Below are 19,131 nucleotides of genomic sequence, written 5' to 3'. Positions count from 1 at the left end.
ATTATATCATATTTCATGGTTCATATTGTTTAATTTATAAAGAATGTGATATACCCTAATTTAGTTTATACATTTTCCCTTAATTAATCCTAGTTTATTAGAATATTAGACATATGTTCATTATAGCAATATATGTTATTAACTGTTTTTAACATATAAACTAATATACATTCTTATATTAAAAAGCACTCATAATTCTATGAGTGCTCTTTTGTATAATTATTTTTTATAACCCTTGTTCGTAGCTTTCTATCATTCTTTTTACCATTTCTCCACCAACGCTACCATTTTGCCTTGAAGATAGGTTCCCTTTATCGATGTTTTCATAGTTTTGTAATCCAATTTCTGATGCAACCTCAGTTTTTAATCTGTTTAAACCTTGCTTTGCTTCAGGTACTAATGTTCTATTGCTTCCACTATTATTTGATGCCATTTGAATCTACCTCCTTTTATTTTAATTTTGTTTGGCAGTAATATATTAACCAATCACACAAAATATAATCTATAAAAATATTAACAAAAATAGTATTGATAGCTTGTATTAGTTAATATTACTGTATGTCCCTAAGTACTAAGTAAATTTACTTACATGCTATTCATTGATATATTCGCCTAAAGCAGAAATATTCTTGTATTAACGCTTTATTTACTATTATTTAATGTTTTTATTATAAACTCATTCAATATCTCATCAAATTTCTGTTCAATTTTTTTATTCCTGTCTACATGTGCCTTATAAACTCTAACTACATTAAATATTACACCTATAACTATGAATAACAAAAAGAAATTAATTAGCAGTAAAATTAATAAATTATAGTCGAATTTCATATTGCCCTCCATAACGCATCCATATATTAGTCCTATAATATTACCAGACAATATAGATGTATATGAGCAATATTTAATTATATTCGTATCTAGCATATATTTTTTGCTAATTTATTTAGCAAAAGCATAATTCTTATTTCTAGTTGGGATATATTTCATAGACAATAAAAAAGGCACCACAATAAAAAGTAGCGCCTTTCATATAATTATCAATTATTCCTAAGCTTCTTTAACATTATAAAGATTGTATTTCTCGCTGTCCCTTCTATAATAATCGCAAGAAACCTTTGCAGTGCAATAAGCTGATGTACAGATGATGATTTCTTTTATAGCTTCTCTAGTAGCCTCCATTGCCTTTCTTTTATAAAAGCAGTTCGATTCGCTTTTGCACCATGAGCAACTTTCATCATTATACTCTTTTACTAAACCTTTAAATTCATCTTTAACCATTTAAAACCTCTCCCTTATTTAGATTATTAATTTTATAAAGGCTATATTAAATTTCCTTGTTCTAGCTCTTTAAATTATCTTTTCATTTTACTTAAACACAACTTGTAGTGTTTAAATTTAAGTATATTATTCATTTCGGCGATACACACGCATAAGTCTAGATTATAGCTGATTTATCTATATATGTATCCACATTAATATATTTATGAAAATTTCTTATACTTATGTCTATATATTTTGTTTTCCACCATGCCAACCAAATATAATAAACAAACTAATACTATAAACTCTAAAGGATAGTAAGTAATATTAATATCACTTACTATCCCCCGTCAATATTACTGAACCCGTAAAAATTCCTCATAAGTTTCTATATTAGCTTTTCTATTCGTATCCTTTAACCATTTATCATACCTCAAAATGGATTTTTCTACTGTTTCCAATCTTAATTTGCCTTTATTTTTTCTTGTAAATTCTGCATAATATATGTTTATTTTAATTATATTCCCCATCCATTCTCATCCCCTCTAATATTCTATAGAATACAATTAAGTTGGTAAAATTTGTATAGCAAATTCTGAAGAAAAAATTTAAATTAAGTGTTAATTTTATAAGTATTTCACTTCTTATACTGTAAATGTTATCACAACATTCAAACTTTAAAAATGCTTTTTACTCTAAACGCACAAATCTGACTATAAAACAACAATATTTTTGCTTTAATTCTTTTTGTTGTGAAAAAATAGCATTATTTATTCACATAACAAAAAGCACCTATAAATTTAGATGCTTAAGACTTTGATATTTATGTTAGTATGTTTATATAGTATGCTTTTTATATAGCATATATGTAAACCCTCTTATTTTGAGGGTTTGTACAAATTTCTGTTTTATTCCCATTCAATAGTTAATATCTCGAGTTCTCCTTCTTTAAGAGAAACTTTATATCCATCAGTAATTAGCCATGTAGCCAAATCTGTAACCATGTTTTTTCGGAGCTCATCTCTTTTACTTATGGCAAAAACTGCTGAAACTTTATTGACCCCCGATTTTTTACCCTGCTCAATGTTTCTCAATATTATGTTCTTATTTTCGTTTAATTTTTCTTCATATTCACTCACAATATTTCCTCCCTCTAACTCGACATATATATAATTCCCAAATTATTTTCTTATAGAAACTTTCCTTGACATATATTTATACTATTACAATTCTATGATATAGACCTCCAGATTATTCTATATTTTATGTTGTAATAATAAAAACTGTTCTAAATATAAACCATGTTTATATCTAGAACAGTTATCTTTCTTAAATCTATTTATCACCAATTTCTGATGTCACATCTATTCCTCTATGTTCAACTGCTGTAGAGAACACTATTTGAGTTTCCGTATTTCCAAACTTTTGTAATTCTCCAATAAAGGCATCTAATTCTAAAGTTGTGTGATAAGCAACCTTTATTAACATGGAATACTTGCCTGTTACGCAATTGCACTCAAGTACATTTGGGCAATTTGATATAAAAGGATAAAACTCAGGTTTCTGCTTAGGCGTCATTTCTAAATTAATAAACGCCTTAATATTATATCCTAACTTTAGTGGATCAACGTGTGCAGAATATCCTGTGATAACACCTGCTTGTTCCAATTTTTCAATACGTGCTGATACTGCGGGAGTTGATAAAAACACTTCCTCTGCTAAATGCTTTAGTGGATAACGAGCATTTTCTTGTAGAAGTTCAATAATCTTAAAATCAATCTTGTCCATATACTATACCTCTGTCTCCTTATGAATTAATTATAATAGCAAAATTAAAGAATAAAAAAACATATCAAATAATCCTAATAGTTTCTGATTATTGATACGCTCCTTTGCGCTTTATTATTAAATTTTCAGCAATCTATTCTTCCTTTATACTTATTCAAATTGCCTATTTATTATATTTATATTTTAAGGTGATTATTAGAAATTTACAAGTACTTTTTGAGGTTTTGATTTAAAAAATTAACTTTATATTTTAGTATAAATTATTATACTGCTCATATATTCCAAACTTTTCCTTATTTATTCTCAATTTTTATACTATTTTATTGTCTTTATGGATTTTTCTTATTATTAAGCAAAACTTTATCTATAATTTTAGTAATATTACGAATTTATAAATATAATTTAATATTTATGTTCGCATTTTATTTGAAATTTCAGACTTAATAAAATTAAGCATTTTTATATCTACTATAATTTTATTTAAGTGTATTATGCTAATTTTTAGCTTTTATTCACAATTTTGTTTCTAATATTTACATTGATTTTAAAGCGTGATAATCTTCAGTCATAGAGATTAACAAAAAATAACGGTAGATATATCTTGATTATAAATTTATCTTTTGTTGTTAGAAATTATTTTAAGTAATCTATTATTTTAAATTTTTGAAATGATTTAAGTTATGAAAGCGAGGAATTTTTAAATGAAAACACGTATGGAATCAGACTCAATAGGAACTATGGAGGTACCAGCTAGTGCATATTACGGCATTCAATCATTAAGAGCAAAAAACAATTTTCCTATTACTGAAAGAAAATTAAATAAGGAATTTATAATTAGTCTTGCTGAAATAAAAAAAGCTGCTGCTATTACAAATAGAGATGCAAATTTCTTAACTTCAACGATTGCCAATGCTATAATAAATGCTTGCGATGAGATTATTTGCGGAAAATTACATGAAGAATTTATAGTAGATTCAATTCAAGGAGGCGCAGGAACTTCTGCTAACATGAATGCTAATGAAGTTATAGCTAATCGTGCAATTGAACTCCTTGGAGAAATTAAAGGCAGTTATAATGTTGTACACCCAAACGATCACGTAAATATGGCCCAATCTACTAATGATGTATTCCCTACAGCCGGAAAACTTACAGTTCTAAAAATGCTTCCAAAAACTATTGCAGAGCTTCAACGTTTATATAATACTCTTAAATTAAAATCGCTAGAATTTAATAATATAATTAAAATGGGACGTACTCAACTTCAAGATGCAGTTCCAATTAGACTTGGACAATCATTCAATGCTTTTGCATCGATGATAAAACGTGATATAGAACGCTTAAAAAAGGCTGAAAAAGATATGCTTGTTCTAAATATAGGGGGCACAGCTATTGGTACAGCAATAAATGTAAGCCCTGAATATTTTCATAATATAACTCCTAATTTAAGAAAAATTTGCGGTCTCAATTTAACTCAATCAAATGATTTAATTGATGCGACTCAAAATCTTGACTGTTTTGTAAGTGTATCAGGACTTCTAAAAACATGTGCAGTTAATTTGTCTAAAATGGCAAATGATTTAAGGCTTCTATCTAGCGGACCAAAAACAGGTTTTGCAGAAATTAACCTGCCTTCAATGCAAAATGGTTCTTCTATTATGCCTGGTAAAGTTAATCCTGTTATTTTAGAAGTGGTCTCACAAGTCGCATTTAACATTATAGGTAATGATTTAACAATAACTATGGCAGCAGAAGCAGGCCAATTAGAGCTTAATGCTTTTGAACCTGTTCTATTCTATAAATTATTCGAATCAATAGAAACGCTTCAAAATGCCACTACAACTTTAGTTGATAATTGTATTATAGGTATTACTGCTAATGAAGTAAGATGTAAAGAACTCTTAGACAATAGTGTTGGAATTGTAACAGCACTTTGCCCGTACATTGGATACCAAAATTCCGCTGACATTGCAAAAGAATCATTAAAATCAGGAATTTCTGTAAAAAAACTTGTTCTAGCTAAAGGTATACTAACTTCTGAGGAATTAGAACAAATTCTAGATCCAAATTTAATGACACAATTGAATTCTTCACTAACAATAGAATCAAAGGAAAAAATAAATCAAGCAATATAATTTTTAACTCTTGGTATAATTTTAAAAAATTTGGATTATACTATTATATGAACATGATTTTATGAATCGTGGTATTAACCAAAAAGAGATAGCACATCTTATATGCGCCATCTCTTTTTTATATTATTATACATAAATATGACTGATTAAATCTTACTTAAACAATATTCATTGAATATATAAGTAATTGGATACTTTTTAAGTCCATCAAAAGCATCTCTACTTCTAAAATCAGAAGATTCCAAACAAAAAGATTCGCTAGAAACACTTTCATCATCATCTTCTTCGAAATTTCTAAAACAATAAAAATCTTCTTCTTTATTTGCTTCAATAGAATATACACCCAGCATACATGAAAAATCAGATTCCATAGTATATTCTTTAGGCAGTTTTTTCTTCATTTTATATAATAATTCTTGCAAATTATATCCTTCAACAGTATAAGATTTTCCATCTAGATCAAGTGAAAGCATATTATTATAAGAATTTCTCTGTCTCTTAATGAATAATATAGATTCTCTCACACATTCCTCATCATCATATGTCATTATTAATGGAATTCTCACATCCATAGCATATTCTATTAATTCATCATCCTTTAAATAGAAAAGTTGTTTATGCTCATAAGGTCTCTTAGTATAAAAATCAAAATCAAAATGATCATCATAAAAGACGCAATCTCTTATATTAAATTGAAGTCCCCCTTTTAGAAAGTATAGTTCTGCCTGCTCACAGCCAAAATTATCAGTATATATAGCAGAATATTTTACCTTGACCATATAATATTTAATATCCCTCCCCAATTTATTTTTCTCATATCCCATTATAATTTAAAGTAAAGAATTTAAATTATAATAAAAAACCACCTTTCTATATTACCACATTTAACCACAAACAGCAAAGATTATTATCTATGTACTTTTAATTATAAATAAAATTTTTATTTTGAGGTTCATAGAAAGATAGTTCATATTTTTGAGCTAATTCCTTTATCAAATCGCTTACATGATCAGCCTTGCTAAATACACAAGACATAATAATGTGTCCTTCTGATTTATCAAAAGTTACACTCCATGGGCATAAATCTAAATCCCCAATTTCCTCTTCACTTATATCATCAATTTCAGGATGCTTAGATGTTAATTCTTCATAAAAATCTTGTATTTTTTGTGTAGGACCAATTAACGAAGTATCTCCTTCGCATAGTCGTTTATATAGAATTTCTGCATCCTCTTTATTTTTTACAATATTGCAGTGCCATACCGCACAATCCCAACTCACATTCTTCCCCCTTTGTAATAAGCTCCAATATCATTTTCACTAATTTGCTTTTATAATAATCTTCCTCATAATTATTATAATGTATATCTTTAATTTTCAAAATAATAATTTACTAATAATAAGAAATTATTTTCAAAGTCATTAAATATGGGTTTCGGAATCAATAGTAACTTGGTTTAACTCAAAATAGAACTTAATGCTCTTTTATTAAATGCTGCAATAACTAAATTACCTATTAAAAGCCCAATAACCATCGCTGCAAAAACATCTGATGGATAATGTACATATAAGTATAACCTTGAAAAGCCTATTAATGTGCTTAGAGTTAATGCAAGTATCCCAGCTCTTTTATTCATATAATTAATTATAGTTGCTGGTGCAAATGAACACATAGTATGGCCTGACGGAAAAGAAAAATCTGTTGGCAGCTTCATATGAATCATATTTAATATTGGTTCAGCATTAAAAGGACGAGTTCTGGCTACTAAAGGTTTTAAGCCTAAATTTCCTACAATAAAACATAATATCAAAGAACATATTATCATAATACCATACTTCCTATATTCTTTTCCTATTATAAGTATTAAAGCAATAAACGTCCATATAGTAATTTTACTTCCAAGAATAGTTATTAGTGGCATGATCTTATCTAAAGCGGGAGTCCTCATATGGATTTGTATAAATTCTAAAATATTATTATCTATGTTCTGAATCACTTCCATAAATTCCAATTCCTTTTCTCATTTATTTTTTCATAGTTTTTGTATTGCAATATAGATAAACCAACTATAATCTATACTTATGCATACATCTCACCGAAATGAATAATATACTTTTGTTCCAGTTTCTAGGTAATTATGATGGGTGATTCTAAGGCTATAAAGTTGCATCCAAAGTGCTAGCCTCAAAGAACAAGCGCTCACAGAGAAAGTTCTGCTTACCAAATGTAAAATTTGGAGCATCACTTTTTGAACTAGCACATTTGGAACAACTTATAGCCAAGAATCACATCCACCAAAATTACCAATGAAACATTCCACAAAAGTATATCACTCATTTCTGTTTGGAAAATATTTCATAGTCTGAGCATAGCTTATAATTGTGGTATCTCTAGCAAGTTTACGTTTAAGATATTAATAAAAAAGAGCTCAATTAATCTTAAAATGTAAAAACTTAAGTGCAATATATAGTTTATATTGATAATTGCTGTAAATTTTTCTAATACTACTGTATCATTAATTTAGCAGGATTTATATAGTTTCTTATTATATACAAATACTATTTACTCTTATTGATAGGAATTATCTTTATCCCTAATATAGAAAATTTTACAAAAGTAATATATAATTGTTTTATATGTAATTATACAATTATAAGAAAGAAGGTAACATTTAATGTATGAATTTAAAGAAGAATTTAAGACTGGAATTGATTTTATTGACGAACAGCACAAAGTTCTCTTCGAAATAGCAGACAAAGCTTACAATCTACTAAAAAATGATTTTACAACTGATAAATATGATAACATATTAGAGTTAGTAGATGAGCTACGCGACTATACATCATTCCATTTTAAAGCAGAAGAAGAATATATGAAGAAAATTAACTATAAAAGAATGTTCACTCAAAAGATAGAACATGACGCTTTTATAAAAAGAATTAATGAAGTAGATTTTAGGAGTATTGATGAAAATCAGAATGAATCGATTTCTACTCTATTACAGCTTTTAAATGATTGGTTAATTGAACATATCTTTGAAAACGATAAGTTGATAGGTCAATAAAGCTCCAATTTAGCATTTTCTAGGACAAGCTTTTTCTTTTTAGATATAAAATTATTATAAAAAAAATACTATCTCTCAATGTTTTTTACTAATACATTTTGAAATAGTATTTTTTATTTTTCCAAGTTTTCACAGATTGGTAATTTCACTTTATATCTATAGGATAATTTATTTCAACTATCTATCCTTCTTCCCATGCCCCATCTGGTCCTAAATAATAAGTTCCAATATATATGTCCTTAACCATTACTCCAGAGGAATTTAAATAATATAAATTTCCATTATATCTAAGCCACCCTGTCACCATTTCTCCAGAACTATTTAAATAATACCAATTCCCTCTATTTTGAATCCATCCACTCAGCATTTTTCCTGTAACTGTGTCCAGATAATACCACTTGCCTTCACTTTTAAGCCATCCGGTTTTTGCCATACCGTTTTCATCTAAATAATACCAATTATCTTTGTATTTATACCAACCAGTATTCTGTTCGGGACCACTATAATATCGCCAGCTATTGTTTACATACACCCATTCCCCATTTGCCTTCACATCATAAATTAATTGAAATGCAAATATAATACTTAATAAAGTTCCTAACATTAATATATATTTAAAACTAATAGTTTTTATCATTTTCTTATCCTCTCCAAATCAAAAATCTATATTTACTATTATTTTTATTAACATAATTTATAAAATAGACTTAAAATTCTGAAATAAAAAAAACGTAGGCGACTGTGGAGCCGTAGATTTTTTTTACGCATCTGCCTTTTCGAACGTATGTGAGAAAAATTTGGCAGGCGAATATATTTTCTTTTTTATTCTCTTTACAAACCGTAACCTCTGAATTGGTCTTTTCTATAACTTATACACAGATTTAACTTGAATATAAATTCCTAGAGAATAAAAAAATTCAATTACACTGCTGTATATATGGTTCAATTAAGTTTCTACACCCTACTCATAATTAATTATCTGGTCCATTAGAATCTAAAATCTAAGTCTATTATTACAATATAGATTTATAAAATTGTTTATATATTTACATAACTGGTATATTATAATATTATGTAAAAACAATGTTAAGGAGGCTTTATTATGTCAAATTTATTTAAACACTCCCTCGAAATTAAACCTAGACAATCTATGGTTGATATAACTTCTTATATAAGAGAAGATATTAAAAACAGTAATATTAGAAATGGAATCATAGTAGTTTATTGCCCTCATACTACCGCTGGAATAACTATAAATGAAAATGCAGATCCAGATGTAGTTAGCGATTTAATATATGGTTTTGAAAAAACTTATCCAACCACAGATCCTAATTATAAGCATTTTGAAGGAAATTCACATTCTCATCTAAAATCTTCAACAGTAGGTGCTTCACAAACTCTAATTTTAAATAATGGCAATCTAATTTTAGGAAGATGGCAAAACATATATTTCTGCGAGTTTGATGGTCCTAGGGATAGAATGTTTTATGTAAAAATAATAGAAGGATAATCCTTCCTGGTTAAATTTTATATTTACATAAAAACTAAAGAGGAATGTAAACCTAAATACATTCCTCTTTAGCAACAAATCTAAAAAGATATTTTCTTTTATCTAGCATCATGTCCTGTATTCTCTATACAGCTTTTAATTTCTTCTACTGTTGCAGGAGCATTATATACTACTTCAACACTTCCACGTGCAAGATCTACACAAACCTTATCTACACCTTGGATTTTTTCCAGTGCATTTTTGACTTGTGTTTTCATATTTTCATTTGCTAATCCATCAACATTATAATGTATTCTTTCCATATATACTATTCTCCTTTTTCTACAAAGTAACAAGTATAGTATGTTCAAAATCACACTATTATATCAATATTTTTTAAAGAAAATCGACTCACATTTGCTCGCTGATACTCACAGAGTAAGCGACCATAATCAAATCATAGATGCTTACAGAGAAAGTTCTTCACCTATAAATTAAACAGCTATTCTGCAATTAAGAACCCTTCACCTATAGCCAAATACAAGATTTTGATCATCACTTTTGAAATGTCTGCTTAACTGATTCACATCAAATAACAGATTCGAGTTCACTACTTATAAAATCAAATCATCCAATGTTCTTTTTGGAACATGATGTACTTGTTTGTCATCTCTCCAATACTTTACATCTCCAGATTCATTTATATTTTCTATAACTACTTCTTCTTTAGGATAACCAAGAGCTACTACCAAGGAAATTTCAAATTTTTCATCTAAATTGAGTTCTTCTCTTAGATTCTTTCTATCTATATTTCCTATAATGCATCCGCCCAAATTATTTTCAACAGCTCCAAGTAACATACTTTGTACTGCTATGCCATCATCTTGCGGCGCACCTTGGCCAAGACTCGTATCCTTTAGTACTACTATATAAGCACTTGGTTTTTCGCCTTCTTTAGGACCATCCCAATCCTTATAGTAACCTGCCCAAAATATGCATTTACTTATTTTTTCATTTTGTTCTTTTTCATTTGATAAAATATACCTTAATACTTGTTTATTAGCTCCTGATGGTGATAGCCTCGCTAAATCCACCAAGTCTCTTAAAGTATTCATATCAACGCTCTTATCCTGATAAAACCTCCTATATGACCTATTTTTCAATACAAGCTCTTTTATCATTTTAACAAACCACCTATCTTAGTTTTTCTACCTTTCTTTGTATATCCTGCATCCTCATATCTGTAGATGCTATAAGCTCCGCACATTCCTTTAAGTCTTGCGTAATATGCAGCGGTCCATCTCCAGATGTCTTATAATATAATTTATGCTCAAGACTAGCCCAAAAGTCCATAGCTATCGTTCTAATTTGAACTTCAACTCTGACTGGCTCCACATGATCCGAAAAAAATATTGGAACCTCTATAACTAAATGAAGACTTCTATAGCCATTTGGCTTAGGACTGTTTATATAATCTTTTTCTTCAATTAGTGTTATATCATCCTGTCTTATTAGCATATTGGCGATATCATATATATCACCTACAAAAGAACAGATAACTCTAATTCCCGCAATATCATTTAAATTCTTTTTAGCAGATTCAATGCTCATTTCGAACCCTTTACGTTTAAGTTTATCCATAATACTGCTTGGAGTCTTCACTCTAGATTTCATGTATTCAATCGGATTCCTCTTCCTCTTTATCTTAAGTTCATCATCTAAAATATCTAATTTAGTCTTAACTTCCTTTATTGCTGATCTATAAACAAGTAACGTTTCATTCATCTCTTCTATTCTTTCTTCAACTAATTCTGGTGATATAATGTTTTCTCTACTGTCCCAAAATATTTGATCATTTTCTTTTGATTGACCCATAAGCCTATTGTCCCCCTTAGTCTAAAAAAAGACTCTTCTTAACAAAATATATGTAATATATATTGCAATGCACATTTCACAATTCACAATTACAACTAAAATTCTTGTAATATTTTTTAGAATTATGATAAAGGACTATTTTTGCAATATATATTCTATTTTTTTCTTGCTTTATTTCCTCATACTAACATAATTTTAATTGAATATTAGAAAAACTTCAAGCTACTATTATTTTATTAAATAAACTGTAGTCTTTTTTCTTCCAAATTCCTTGACTTGCTCATGGGTTGGAAGCCACACATCTATTATATAGGTGCCATCGCTTTTAACTTTAACTGCGCCACCTCTATCTTCCGCATCAAAAATACCGTCATCTTTATAATCTTTTAAATCCGGAATATATATTTTACTTCCTAACGGAATATTTTTAGGTACAGCTATAGTTCCAACTCTAGTATGAGTCTGCATTGCAGTTTCTGAGCCCCAAGCTTCTGAGCATATAGCGCAATTACAGTAGGCTGTTAATTCTGCTTTTATCGGCACTTTAGGTGCGGCAGTTAATACTTTTTCTATGCTCTCATTGTTATTAGTAGTATTCACATTTACATCAGAGGGCTTCTTATCTTTTCTAGCTATTAAGCCGCTGTAATTTATTTCACCAAATGTTATTTTACAATAAGCTGCAAGCCCACCTAAGACAATTGCTAAACATATGTATGTTACGCATACACATTTCTCTAATTTCGACAATAAATTTATTCTCCTTTATATTAATAATATATTTTTTTATCTTATTTTTAATTTATTTACAATATATACTATTATATAATATTTTTTCTTCATTTTAAAGTTAATTGGAGTATTATGTATTTATATCCAGTATAATCAACAAAAATATAATTTTAACTTGCTAATTTACCAAAAATCACATAACAACAAAATCACAGCCGACTGTGTGGCTTGAGATTTCACTACAATATAAATTTCTAGAGAAGAAAAAAAGTGGCTGCGCAACGCGCATTCTTAATAATATTTTTACAATCCAACATCTTCTTAACCACTTATATAACTAGCTTTCAAAATTCAAAATTTTTATACTTTTCGAGACAATAAAAAAACTTGGATTCATAATCTTAGAATTCCAAGTTTTTTACTAATGCTTTATTTCAATTTTTATATATTCAATTTAAAAATCTGACTTATTAGATAAATATCCCTACAATTTTGCTAAAGCTTTAGAATCATCATCGCTAGAAATAATGAATATATTCTTAGCTTTTAAGATCAAAATATTTATAATCTAAGTAAGTTATAATATAAATCCAAGTAATATATTCTCTATTTATATATTAAATATACAACTCTTCTATTATTAACTATATAATCTATTTCACTAATATATCTGCCATTAAAGGATAATGATCAGATGGATACTTCCCCTTCACATTATATTTGATTATTTCAGCATTAACTACATCTATTTCTTCTGACACAAATATATAATCTATATGAAGCCCTTTTCCTGACCTTTTGAAATTTCCTATTGTAGATTCATTATATAGCCCCATATTTACGTCTTGTACTGGTAATAATTTTTTACTTGATATTTTCCCCTCTTTAAGACTTTTAATCAACTTACTATTAGGTCTATCATTAAAATCCCCCATTAATATAACTGGAAGTTTTTCATCTTCTATAAATTCTAAAATCTTTTTTAAACCATACATTCTTGCCTTTGGAAGCAGATTATCTAAATGAGTATTGCAAACCCTAACTCTTCTTCCATTATCCATTTGTAAAATGGCTGTTGTGCAAATTCTTGGAAGATATGAGTACCATACGCGGCTTCCTATCTTATCTGGAGTTTCAGATAGCCAGAAAGTTTTATAATCTTCAATTAAATAATTTCTAGAGATTAATAAACTATTTCTTTCTGAAGAAACTTTTTTCCCTCTTGGGGCTCCAATAATATTATATCCTTCAATATTTTCTTTAATATCATTAAGCATATTATCTTTAATTTCCTGAACCCCTATTATATCGCATTTATACTCATTTATTACGTTATAAATCAAGCTCCTTCTAGCATTCCATCTATCATTAAAATCTATAGGAACATCGCGTCTTAAATTAAAGGTCATTACTCTCATTTGAATCCTCCTTCTAATTTGCTTTTTATCTTTCAAATTAGCCTATGAATATAATTATATTATACTCACTTAAGGAAGAAATCATATATTTTTATTTCCAAATTTCTTCTGAAATTTCTCTTACTAACTTTATCTTATTCCACTGTTCTTCTTCTGTTAGAACATTTCCCTCCTCAGTAGAGGCAAAACCACATTGTGGACTTAAGCAAACTTGGTTAATATCTACGTATTTTGTTGCTTCCCTAATTCTTTCTCTAACTTCTTCTTTATTTTCTAATATTCCTGTCTTGGAACTTATTAACCCTAAAACTACTTGTTGATTTTTAATAAACCTTAATGGTGCAAAATCTCCTGCACGATCTGTATCATACTCTAGATAAAATCCATCTACATTTACAGTTCCAAAAAGAATTTCTGCTACTGGTTCATATCCACCAGATCCTGCCCATGTTGAATTATAATTTCCACGGCAAACATGCATTGTAATAACCAAATCTTCAGGATGATCTTCAATTGCTAAGTTGTTTACCTTTGCGTATAGTTTAGCAATATCATTTGTATCTACGCCTTCTTGTTGTCTAGCTTCCCAATATTTTTTATCACAAAGCATACCCCAAGTACAATCGTCAAGTTGAAGATTTCTGCAACCTTCGTTATAAAATGCTTTAATAGCTTTTTTGTAAGCATTTGCAATATCTAAAATTAACTCATCTATGTTTTTATAAATAGATTCTGTAATCTCCTTATTTTCACCACGTTGAAGTTCTGCAAGAAATTGTGCTGGTGCTGGAATAGTCTGTCTAGCGACTACATCATCTCCCGAGATACTCTTTAAAAATTTATAATGTTCAACCATCGGATGATTACTAAAATCTATTTTTCCTGTTAATGTGGCTGTTTCTGCTCTAGTTTCTAGTCCGTTAAATTTATATCCTGTTTCTAGTACACGTTTTTCTACCCCATCTAATCCCCACATAAAATCAAGATGCCACCATGAGCGCCTAAATTCTCCATCTGTTACTGCTTTAAGCCCAAGTTCCTTTTGTTTTTTCACTAATTTTATTATTTCTTCATCTTCTATTCTTTTTAATTCATTACTTGAAATCTCTTGATTTTGAAATTTAGCACGCGCCTCTTTAATAACATCAGGTCGTAAAAAACTTCCTACAATATCAGCCCTAAATGGTGCAACACTTCTTTGTTTTGCATTTTTAAATTCTATACTCATTTTTTAATCCCCCTTAATTGCCTTGCTTTATTCTTGAAATCAGTATAGCATGTTTAACCTCAAGTAAGGTAACTTCAAAAAACTATTACTGGCTATAATATTTTCCTATAACAAACAAATTCACTTTTAAAAGGCAAACTTCTAAACTAGCCCTTATGACAATCTATAACTTCCAAATTTCATTAGCTGTTTCAATAACGAGTTTAATTTTCTCCCATTGTTCTTCTTCAGTAATTATATTTCCTTCTTCTGTTGATGCAAAACCGCACTGTGGACTTAAGCAAAGTTTATTAATATCTACATATTGAGAAGCTTCTGCAATACGATTTTTTAATTGCTCTTTACTTTCAAGGCCCCCATGCTTTGTTGTTACAAGTCCCAATACAACAAACTGATCATTTATAAATCTTAGTGGCTTAAAATCTCCGCATCTTTCACTATCATATTCAAGAAAGAATCCATCCACCTTAGCATTAGAAAATAATTCTTCTGCAATAGGTTCATATCCACCTGATGCAAATCCTATTGAATGTAGATTTCCACGACAAACATGCAAAGTTATGATCATATCTTCTGGTTTTTCTTTAATGCTCTCATTTATCAATCTTACATAATTCTTTGAAAGAGCTTCTGGGTCAATTCCCTGACTTCTAAAATAACTTCTGTGTCTTTCACTACATAGGGTTCCCCATGCAGTATCATCAAGCTGCAAATAACGACAGCCTGCATCGTAAAACTCCTTTATTGCAGATTTGTAAACACTAATGATATCTTCCATCAGCTCTTCATCACTACTATATACATTATTTTTGTTGTGACTTTGAACAAAATGGAATAGAGATGGTGATGGAATAGTAAATTTAGCAATATTTTGATCTTTAACAATACTATTTAAATACTTAAAATGCTCTAACATTGGATGCTTATTAAATTTTATCTTATCAACAATTTGAAAGCTTTCAGCTTTTGTTCTAGATCCCTGAACACTACCTCCTTGATTTAATATTATTTTCTTTGTACCTTCAATTCCAACAAAAAAATCAAGATGCCACCAAGATCTCCTAAACTCTCCATCAGTAACAGCTATTAATCCTATTTCTTTTTCCTTTTCTATAAGCTTCCTTATTTCTATATCTTCAATACTTCTCAGTTCTTCAGCATTTATCTCTCCACTATTATATTGTTTCCGTGCAATCTTAATTTCATCAGTTCTAAGAAAACTTCCAACTATATCATATCGAAAAGGTGGAGTATTTCTCTTTGTACCTATAATCTCATTACTCATATTTTCCTCCATTTAAACTGCTATAACAGATAATAATTTAAGTCTAAATAATTTGTTGAAATAATTTCGTTTAGAATATCAATGTAGCGCATTGTTATTTTATTAAGCTTAATATCCTTATGGGCTATCCATCCAACTGTGAAAATTTCATCACATTCTATTGGTATTGCTTTAAGTTTGCTTTCATCAAAATCAGAGTCTATAAATCCTGTTCCAATTGTATAACTATCTGTACTGGTTAATAAAGTTGAAAGTGTTGCTCTATCAATAACTTTAATACTTTTAGGCACATTAGCCATATTCATCATTTCTTCTGAAAAATTAAATGAATTGTTAATTCCCTGTTCAAATGTTATATAAGTAAATTCTAACATCTCATTAGTAGTAACACTTTCTTTGGTAGAAAGAGGATGATTATTACTTATGATTATATGTGGGTTTGCATTAAAAAGTGGAGTGAATTTCAAATTACTATCACTAAAAATTCTATTCATGACCTTAGAGTTTACTTCGTTAATATATAAAATCCCAACATCACTACGAAGAGTTTTTACATCTTCTATTATTTCATATGTCTTTGTTTCTCTTAAATTAAACTCATACTGATTTGTTTCAATTTCTTTTAAGAGTTTTGTAAATGCATTTACAACAAAAGCATAATGCTGAGTTGACACAGAGAAATGCATAATCTTTTCTCTTCTTCCATGATAGCGGTCCTCAATAAATTCAGCTTGTTCACTTATTTGGCGAGCATACCCTAAGAATTCAATCCCATCTGAAGAAATGCTAATTCCTCTATTGGTCCTCTCAAATATTACAATTCCCAGTTCACTCTCAAGTTCTCTTATTGAATTAGATAGACTTGGCTGGGATATAAATAATTTTTTAGCTGCCTCGTTTATTGACCCGTACCTTGCAATTTCAAGAGCATATTTTAATTGTTGCAAAGTCAATGTTTTTCCCCCTTTCAGCTAAAATCCTTTATTTGATATTATAATCTAGATTTTATCATTTATAAATATCTATGATTTTCTTTACACAAAAAAAGACCGCTTAGTTTTAAGCAGCCTTTCTATTAAGTATATTATTTATTTAATTGTTCTAATAATTCTTCTAAATTTATTCCATGAACTTTAACTGCATCTTCAATTGTTTCAGCTTGTGCAGATGGGCATCCAACACATCCCATTCCGAAGCTCATTAAAATTTGTGGTGCATTTTCCTTTATACGAATTATTTCTCCTATTGTTAAATCCTTAGTTATCATGTTGACATTCTCCTCTCATATATCTTAATAAGTTATCTTTTAAGTTTTTATTGTTTATCTTTAATCTTATTATAATGTTTATTCCATATTACTTCCGTAACTGATGTTACAATAAAATTAATTTTTATATTTCTTTACTGAGTATTGAAGGTATCAACATAATTATCCTTATATAATTGATTTATAATTTTTTAAAGAAGAATATTCAATAGTTCTTCTGTATCCTTAACTATATATTCTGCTCTGGCTTGGGTTAGTTCAATAACATCTCCAAAACCATAAAGAACTCCCACTGATTTTATATTATTTTCTTTTGCGCCGATAATATCATGTTCTCTGTCACCTACCATGATAACCTTTGATAAGTCTGTAATATTAGCCTCTTGTAAAGCATATTTTATTACATCCCCTTTATTTACTCTTGTTTCTTCAAAATCTGCCCCAGCTGCAAAATCAAAATATTTATCAATTTTAAAGTATTGTAAAATTTGCCTTGCATACACTTCTGGTTTTGATGTAGCAAGTACAATTTTTTTATTATTTTTCTTAAGCACCTCTAGAAGTTCTGGTATTCCATCATATAACTTATTTTCATAGATACCTTTTTCAGCAAAATATTCTCTGTATTTTACCAATCCAAGCTGTGCTTTTTCCTCATCGAAGTTATAATATTCTTTAAACGAATCCTTTAAAGGTGGTCCAATAAATTTGTTTAATTCTTTAAGGTCATCAACTAAAATTCCAAAAGACTTTAAAGCATATTGAACTGATTTAGTTATTCCTTCGCCAGAATCAGTAAGTGTTCCATCTAAATCAAATAATATATATTCAAAATTGTTATTCAAGTAAAAATTCCTCCTTGTTTATCACTCTTAAATCACTCCAATAAATTATAACATATTTAGAAAATTATACGACACCTGAATAATTTAATTAATAAAAATTATATATTAATATTTTTGTTTTAATTGGTAATACTATTTTTAAGGTTGTTTAATACCTAAAAAATACAATAATAGTTTATGGAGGAATTTTAAATGAAAAGATTTGTTTGTACTATTTGTGGTTATATCCATGAAGGTGACACCCCACCAGACGTTTGTCCTATCTGTAAAGCAGGTGCTGACAAATTCAAAGAAATGACTGACTCATTAAATTTTGCTGATGAACATAGAATTGGTATTGCTGGCGGTCTTAATGATGAATTATTAGAAGGTTTAAGAGCTAATTTCATAGGTGAATGTACTGAAGTCGGAATGTACTTAGCAATGTCCCGTCAAGCTGACCGTGAAGGTTATCCTGAAGTAGGTGAAGCATATAAAAGAATTGCTTATGAAGAAGCAGAACATGCAGCTAAATTCGCAGAACTTTTAGGGGAAGTTGTTGTTCCTGATACTAAATCTAATTTAAGTGCTAGAGTTGAAGCTGAATATGGTGCTTGCGAAGGCAAAAAGAAACTTGCAACCTTAGCTAAGGAGCATAATTTAGATGCTATACATGATACTGTTCATGAAATGTGTAAAGATGAAGCAAGACATGGTAAAGCATTTAAAGGATTACTTGATAGATACTTTAGCAAATAATATTAT

24 protein-coding genes are annotated in these 19,131 nt (G+C 28.8%); 4 read left to right on the top strand and 20 right to left on the bottom strand.

Translation table 11 applies throughout. The annotated features are described in order from the left end of the window. Positions 1 to 226: 226 nt before the first annotated feature. From AXY43_RS27080 to AXY43_RS27060, 6 genes are all read right to left on the bottom strand, one after another. On the bottom strand, positions 227 to 433 hold the full coding sequence (locus tag AXY43_RS27080) for an alpha/beta-type small acid-soluble spore protein (RefSeq protein WP_017209309.1): 207 nt from the start codon (positions 431 to 433) through the stop codon (positions 227 to 229). Between the two features lie 209 nt (positions 434 to 642). Next, positions 643 to 927: a hypothetical protein gene (locus AXY43_RS27075; RefSeq protein WP_241413859.1), complete on the bottom strand. Its 285-nt coding sequence runs from the start codon at positions 925 to 927 to the stop codon at positions 643 to 645. Between the two features lie 123 nt (positions 928 to 1,050). Continuing rightward, positions 1,051 to 1,281 (bottom strand): hypothetical protein, encoded by a 231-nt coding sequence (locus AXY43_RS27070; RefSeq protein WP_023976615.1) that lies wholly within the window; start codon positions 1,279 to 1,281, stop codon positions 1,051 to 1,053. 338 nt (positions 1,282 to 1,619) lie between these two features. Next, on the bottom strand, positions 1,620 to 1,793 hold the full coding sequence (locus tag AXY43_RS28310) for a hypothetical protein (RefSeq protein WP_181246054.1): 174 nt from the start codon (positions 1,791 to 1,793) through the stop codon (positions 1,620 to 1,622). 378 nt (positions 1,794 to 2,171) lie between these two features. After that, positions 2,172 to 2,402 carry a hypothetical protein gene (locus AXY43_RS27065; RefSeq protein WP_012058560.1) on the bottom strand — a complete coding sequence of 77 codons (231 nt, stop codon included), beginning with the start codon at positions 2,400 to 2,402 and terminating at the stop codon, positions 2,172 to 2,174. 196 nt (positions 2,403 to 2,598) lie between these two features. Then, complete coding sequence (locus AXY43_RS27060; protein ID WP_012058559.1) at positions 2,599 to 3,051, bottom strand: Lrp/AsnC family transcriptional regulator; 453 nt, start codon at positions 3,049 to 3,051, stop codon at positions 2,599 to 2,601. 701 nt (positions 3,052 to 3,752) lie between these two features. Between AXY43_RS27060 and AXY43_RS27055 the strand changes: the two genes are divergently transcribed. Further along, a complete protein-coding gene (locus AXY43_RS27055) occupies positions 3,753 to 5,183 on the top strand; it encodes an aspartate ammonia-lyase (RefSeq protein ID WP_105412477.1) in 1,431 nt (476 codons plus the stop codon). Between the two features lie 146 nt (positions 5,184 to 5,329). On the opposite strand, the gene AXY43_RS27050 is transcribed toward AXY43_RS27055, so the two are convergent. The 3 genes from AXY43_RS27050 to AXY43_RS27040 all read right to left on the bottom strand — a co-directional run bounded on the left by AXY43_RS27050 (position 5,330) and on the right by AXY43_RS27040 (position 7,186). Further along, positions 5,330 to 5,962, bottom strand: coding sequence for a DUF6304 family protein (locus AXY43_RS27050; protein ID WP_242986095.1), 633 nt, complete (start codon positions 5,960 to 5,962; stop codon positions 5,330 to 5,332). 142 nt (positions 5,963 to 6,104) lie between these two features. Continuing rightward, the gene (locus tag AXY43_RS27045; RefSeq protein ID WP_012058556.1) at positions 6,105 to 6,464 is read right to left on the bottom strand and encodes a hypothetical protein; all 360 of its coding nucleotides are present in this window, start codon (positions 6,462 to 6,464) and stop codon (positions 6,105 to 6,107) included. Positions 6,465 to 6,640: 176 nt separating this feature from the next. Continuing rightward, positions 6,641 to 7,186 (bottom strand): phosphatase PAP2 family protein, encoded by a 546-nt coding sequence (locus AXY43_RS27040; RefSeq protein WP_023976618.1) that lies wholly within the window; start codon positions 7,184 to 7,186, stop codon positions 6,641 to 6,643. 672 nt (positions 7,187 to 7,858) lie between these two features. Between AXY43_RS27040 and AXY43_RS27035 the strand changes: the two genes are divergently transcribed. After that, positions 7,859 to 8,248, top strand: a complete 390-nt coding sequence (locus AXY43_RS27035) for a bacteriohemerythrin (protein WP_017209316.1) — start codon at positions 7,859 to 7,861, stop codon at positions 8,246 to 8,248. Between the two features lie 181 nt (positions 8,249 to 8,429). On the opposite strand, the gene AXY43_RS27030 is transcribed toward AXY43_RS27035, so the two are convergent. Then, complete coding sequence (locus AXY43_RS27030; protein WP_012058553.1) at positions 8,430 to 8,885, bottom strand: cell wall-binding protein; 456 nt, start codon at positions 8,883 to 8,885, stop codon at positions 8,430 to 8,432. Between the two features lie 465 nt (positions 8,886 to 9,350). Here AXY43_RS27030 and AXY43_RS27025 point away from each other — a divergent pair, with 465 nt between their 5' ends. Next, positions 9,351 to 9,758 carry a secondary thiamine-phosphate synthase enzyme YjbQ gene (locus AXY43_RS27025; protein ID WP_012058552.1) on the top strand — a complete coding sequence of 136 codons (408 nt, stop codon included), beginning with the start codon at positions 9,351 to 9,353 and terminating at the stop codon, positions 9,756 to 9,758. A 98-nt stretch (positions 9,759 to 9,856) separates the two neighbouring features. On the opposite strand, the gene AXY43_RS27020 is transcribed toward AXY43_RS27025, so the two are convergent. The 10 genes from AXY43_RS27020 to AXY43_RS26975 all read right to left on the bottom strand — a co-directional run bounded on the left by AXY43_RS27020 (position 9,857) and on the right by AXY43_RS26975 (position 18,387). Then, positions 9,857 to 10,060 carry a heavy-metal-associated domain-containing protein gene (locus AXY43_RS27020; RefSeq protein WP_012058551.1) on the bottom strand — a complete coding sequence of 68 codons (204 nt, stop codon included), beginning with the start codon at positions 10,058 to 10,060 and terminating at the stop codon, positions 9,857 to 9,859. A 291-nt stretch (positions 10,061 to 10,351) separates the two neighbouring features. Next, a complete protein-coding gene (locus tag AXY43_RS27015; RefSeq protein ID WP_077868841.1) occupies positions 10,352 to 10,918 on the bottom strand; it encodes a nitroreductase family protein in 567 nt (188 codons plus the stop codon). Between the two features lie 13 nt (positions 10,919 to 10,931). Next, on the bottom strand, positions 10,932 to 11,612 hold the full coding sequence (locus AXY43_RS27010; protein WP_012058549.1) for a GTP pyrophosphokinase: 681 nt from the start codon (positions 11,610 to 11,612) through the stop codon (positions 10,932 to 10,934). A 228-nt stretch (positions 11,613 to 11,840) separates the two neighbouring features. Beyond that, the gene (locus tag AXY43_RS27005) at positions 11,841 to 12,362 is read right to left on the bottom strand and encodes a 3D domain-containing protein (protein ID WP_105412475.1); all 522 of its coding nucleotides are present in this window, start codon (positions 12,360 to 12,362) and stop codon (positions 11,841 to 11,843) included. Positions 12,363 to 12,997: 635 nt separating this feature from the next. Beyond that, positions 12,998 to 13,762, bottom strand: a complete 765-nt coding sequence (locus AXY43_RS27000; protein ID WP_105412474.1) for an endonuclease/exonuclease/phosphatase family protein — start codon at positions 13,760 to 13,762, stop codon at positions 12,998 to 13,000. Between the two features lie 91 nt (positions 13,763 to 13,853). Then, positions 13,854 to 14,990, bottom strand: coding sequence for a 5-methyltetrahydropteroyltriglutamate--homocysteine S-methyltransferase (locus tag AXY43_RS26995; protein WP_105412473.1), 1,137 nt, complete (start codon positions 14,988 to 14,990; stop codon positions 13,854 to 13,856). A 163-nt stretch (positions 14,991 to 15,153) separates the two neighbouring features. Beyond that, positions 15,154 to 16,275 carry a 5-methyltetrahydropteroyltriglutamate--homocysteine S-methyltransferase gene (locus tag AXY43_RS26990; RefSeq protein ID WP_105412472.1) on the bottom strand — a complete coding sequence of 374 codons (1,122 nt, stop codon included), beginning with the start codon at positions 16,273 to 16,275 and terminating at the stop codon, positions 15,154 to 15,156. Positions 16,276 to 16,295: 20 nt separating this feature from the next. Beyond that, positions 16,296 to 17,228, bottom strand: coding sequence for a LysR family transcriptional regulator (locus AXY43_RS26985; protein ID WP_105412471.1), 933 nt, complete (start codon positions 17,226 to 17,228; stop codon positions 16,296 to 16,298). 131 nt (positions 17,229 to 17,359) lie between these two features. Further along, the gene (locus AXY43_RS26980; protein ID WP_012058543.1) at positions 17,360 to 17,542 is read right to left on the bottom strand and encodes a DUF1858 domain-containing protein; all 183 of its coding nucleotides are present in this window, start codon (positions 17,540 to 17,542) and stop codon (positions 17,360 to 17,362) included. Positions 17,543 to 17,733: 191 nt separating this feature from the next. Beyond that, positions 17,734 to 18,387, bottom strand: coding sequence for an HAD family hydrolase (locus tag AXY43_RS26975; protein ID WP_012058542.1), 654 nt, complete (start codon positions 18,385 to 18,387; stop codon positions 17,734 to 17,736). Positions 18,388 to 18,579: 192 nt separating this feature from the next. Between AXY43_RS26975 and AXY43_RS26970 the strand changes: the two genes are divergently transcribed. After that, positions 18,580 to 19,125 carry an NADH peroxidase gene (locus tag AXY43_RS26970; RefSeq protein ID WP_017209325.1) on the top strand — a complete coding sequence of 182 codons (546 nt, stop codon included), beginning with the start codon at positions 18,580 to 18,582 and terminating at the stop codon, positions 19,123 to 19,125. Positions 19,126 to 19,131: the final 6 nt, after the last annotated feature.

Origin of the sequence: Clostridium sp. MF28, from assembly GCF_002969175.1 — a bacterium.
Classification (GTDB): domain Bacteria; phylum Bacillota; class Clostridia; order Clostridiales; family Clostridiaceae; genus Clostridium; species Clostridium beijerinckii.
The sequence above is the reverse complement of the archived record's forward strand: the minus strand, read 5'-3'. Positions and strand labels throughout refer to the sequence as shown.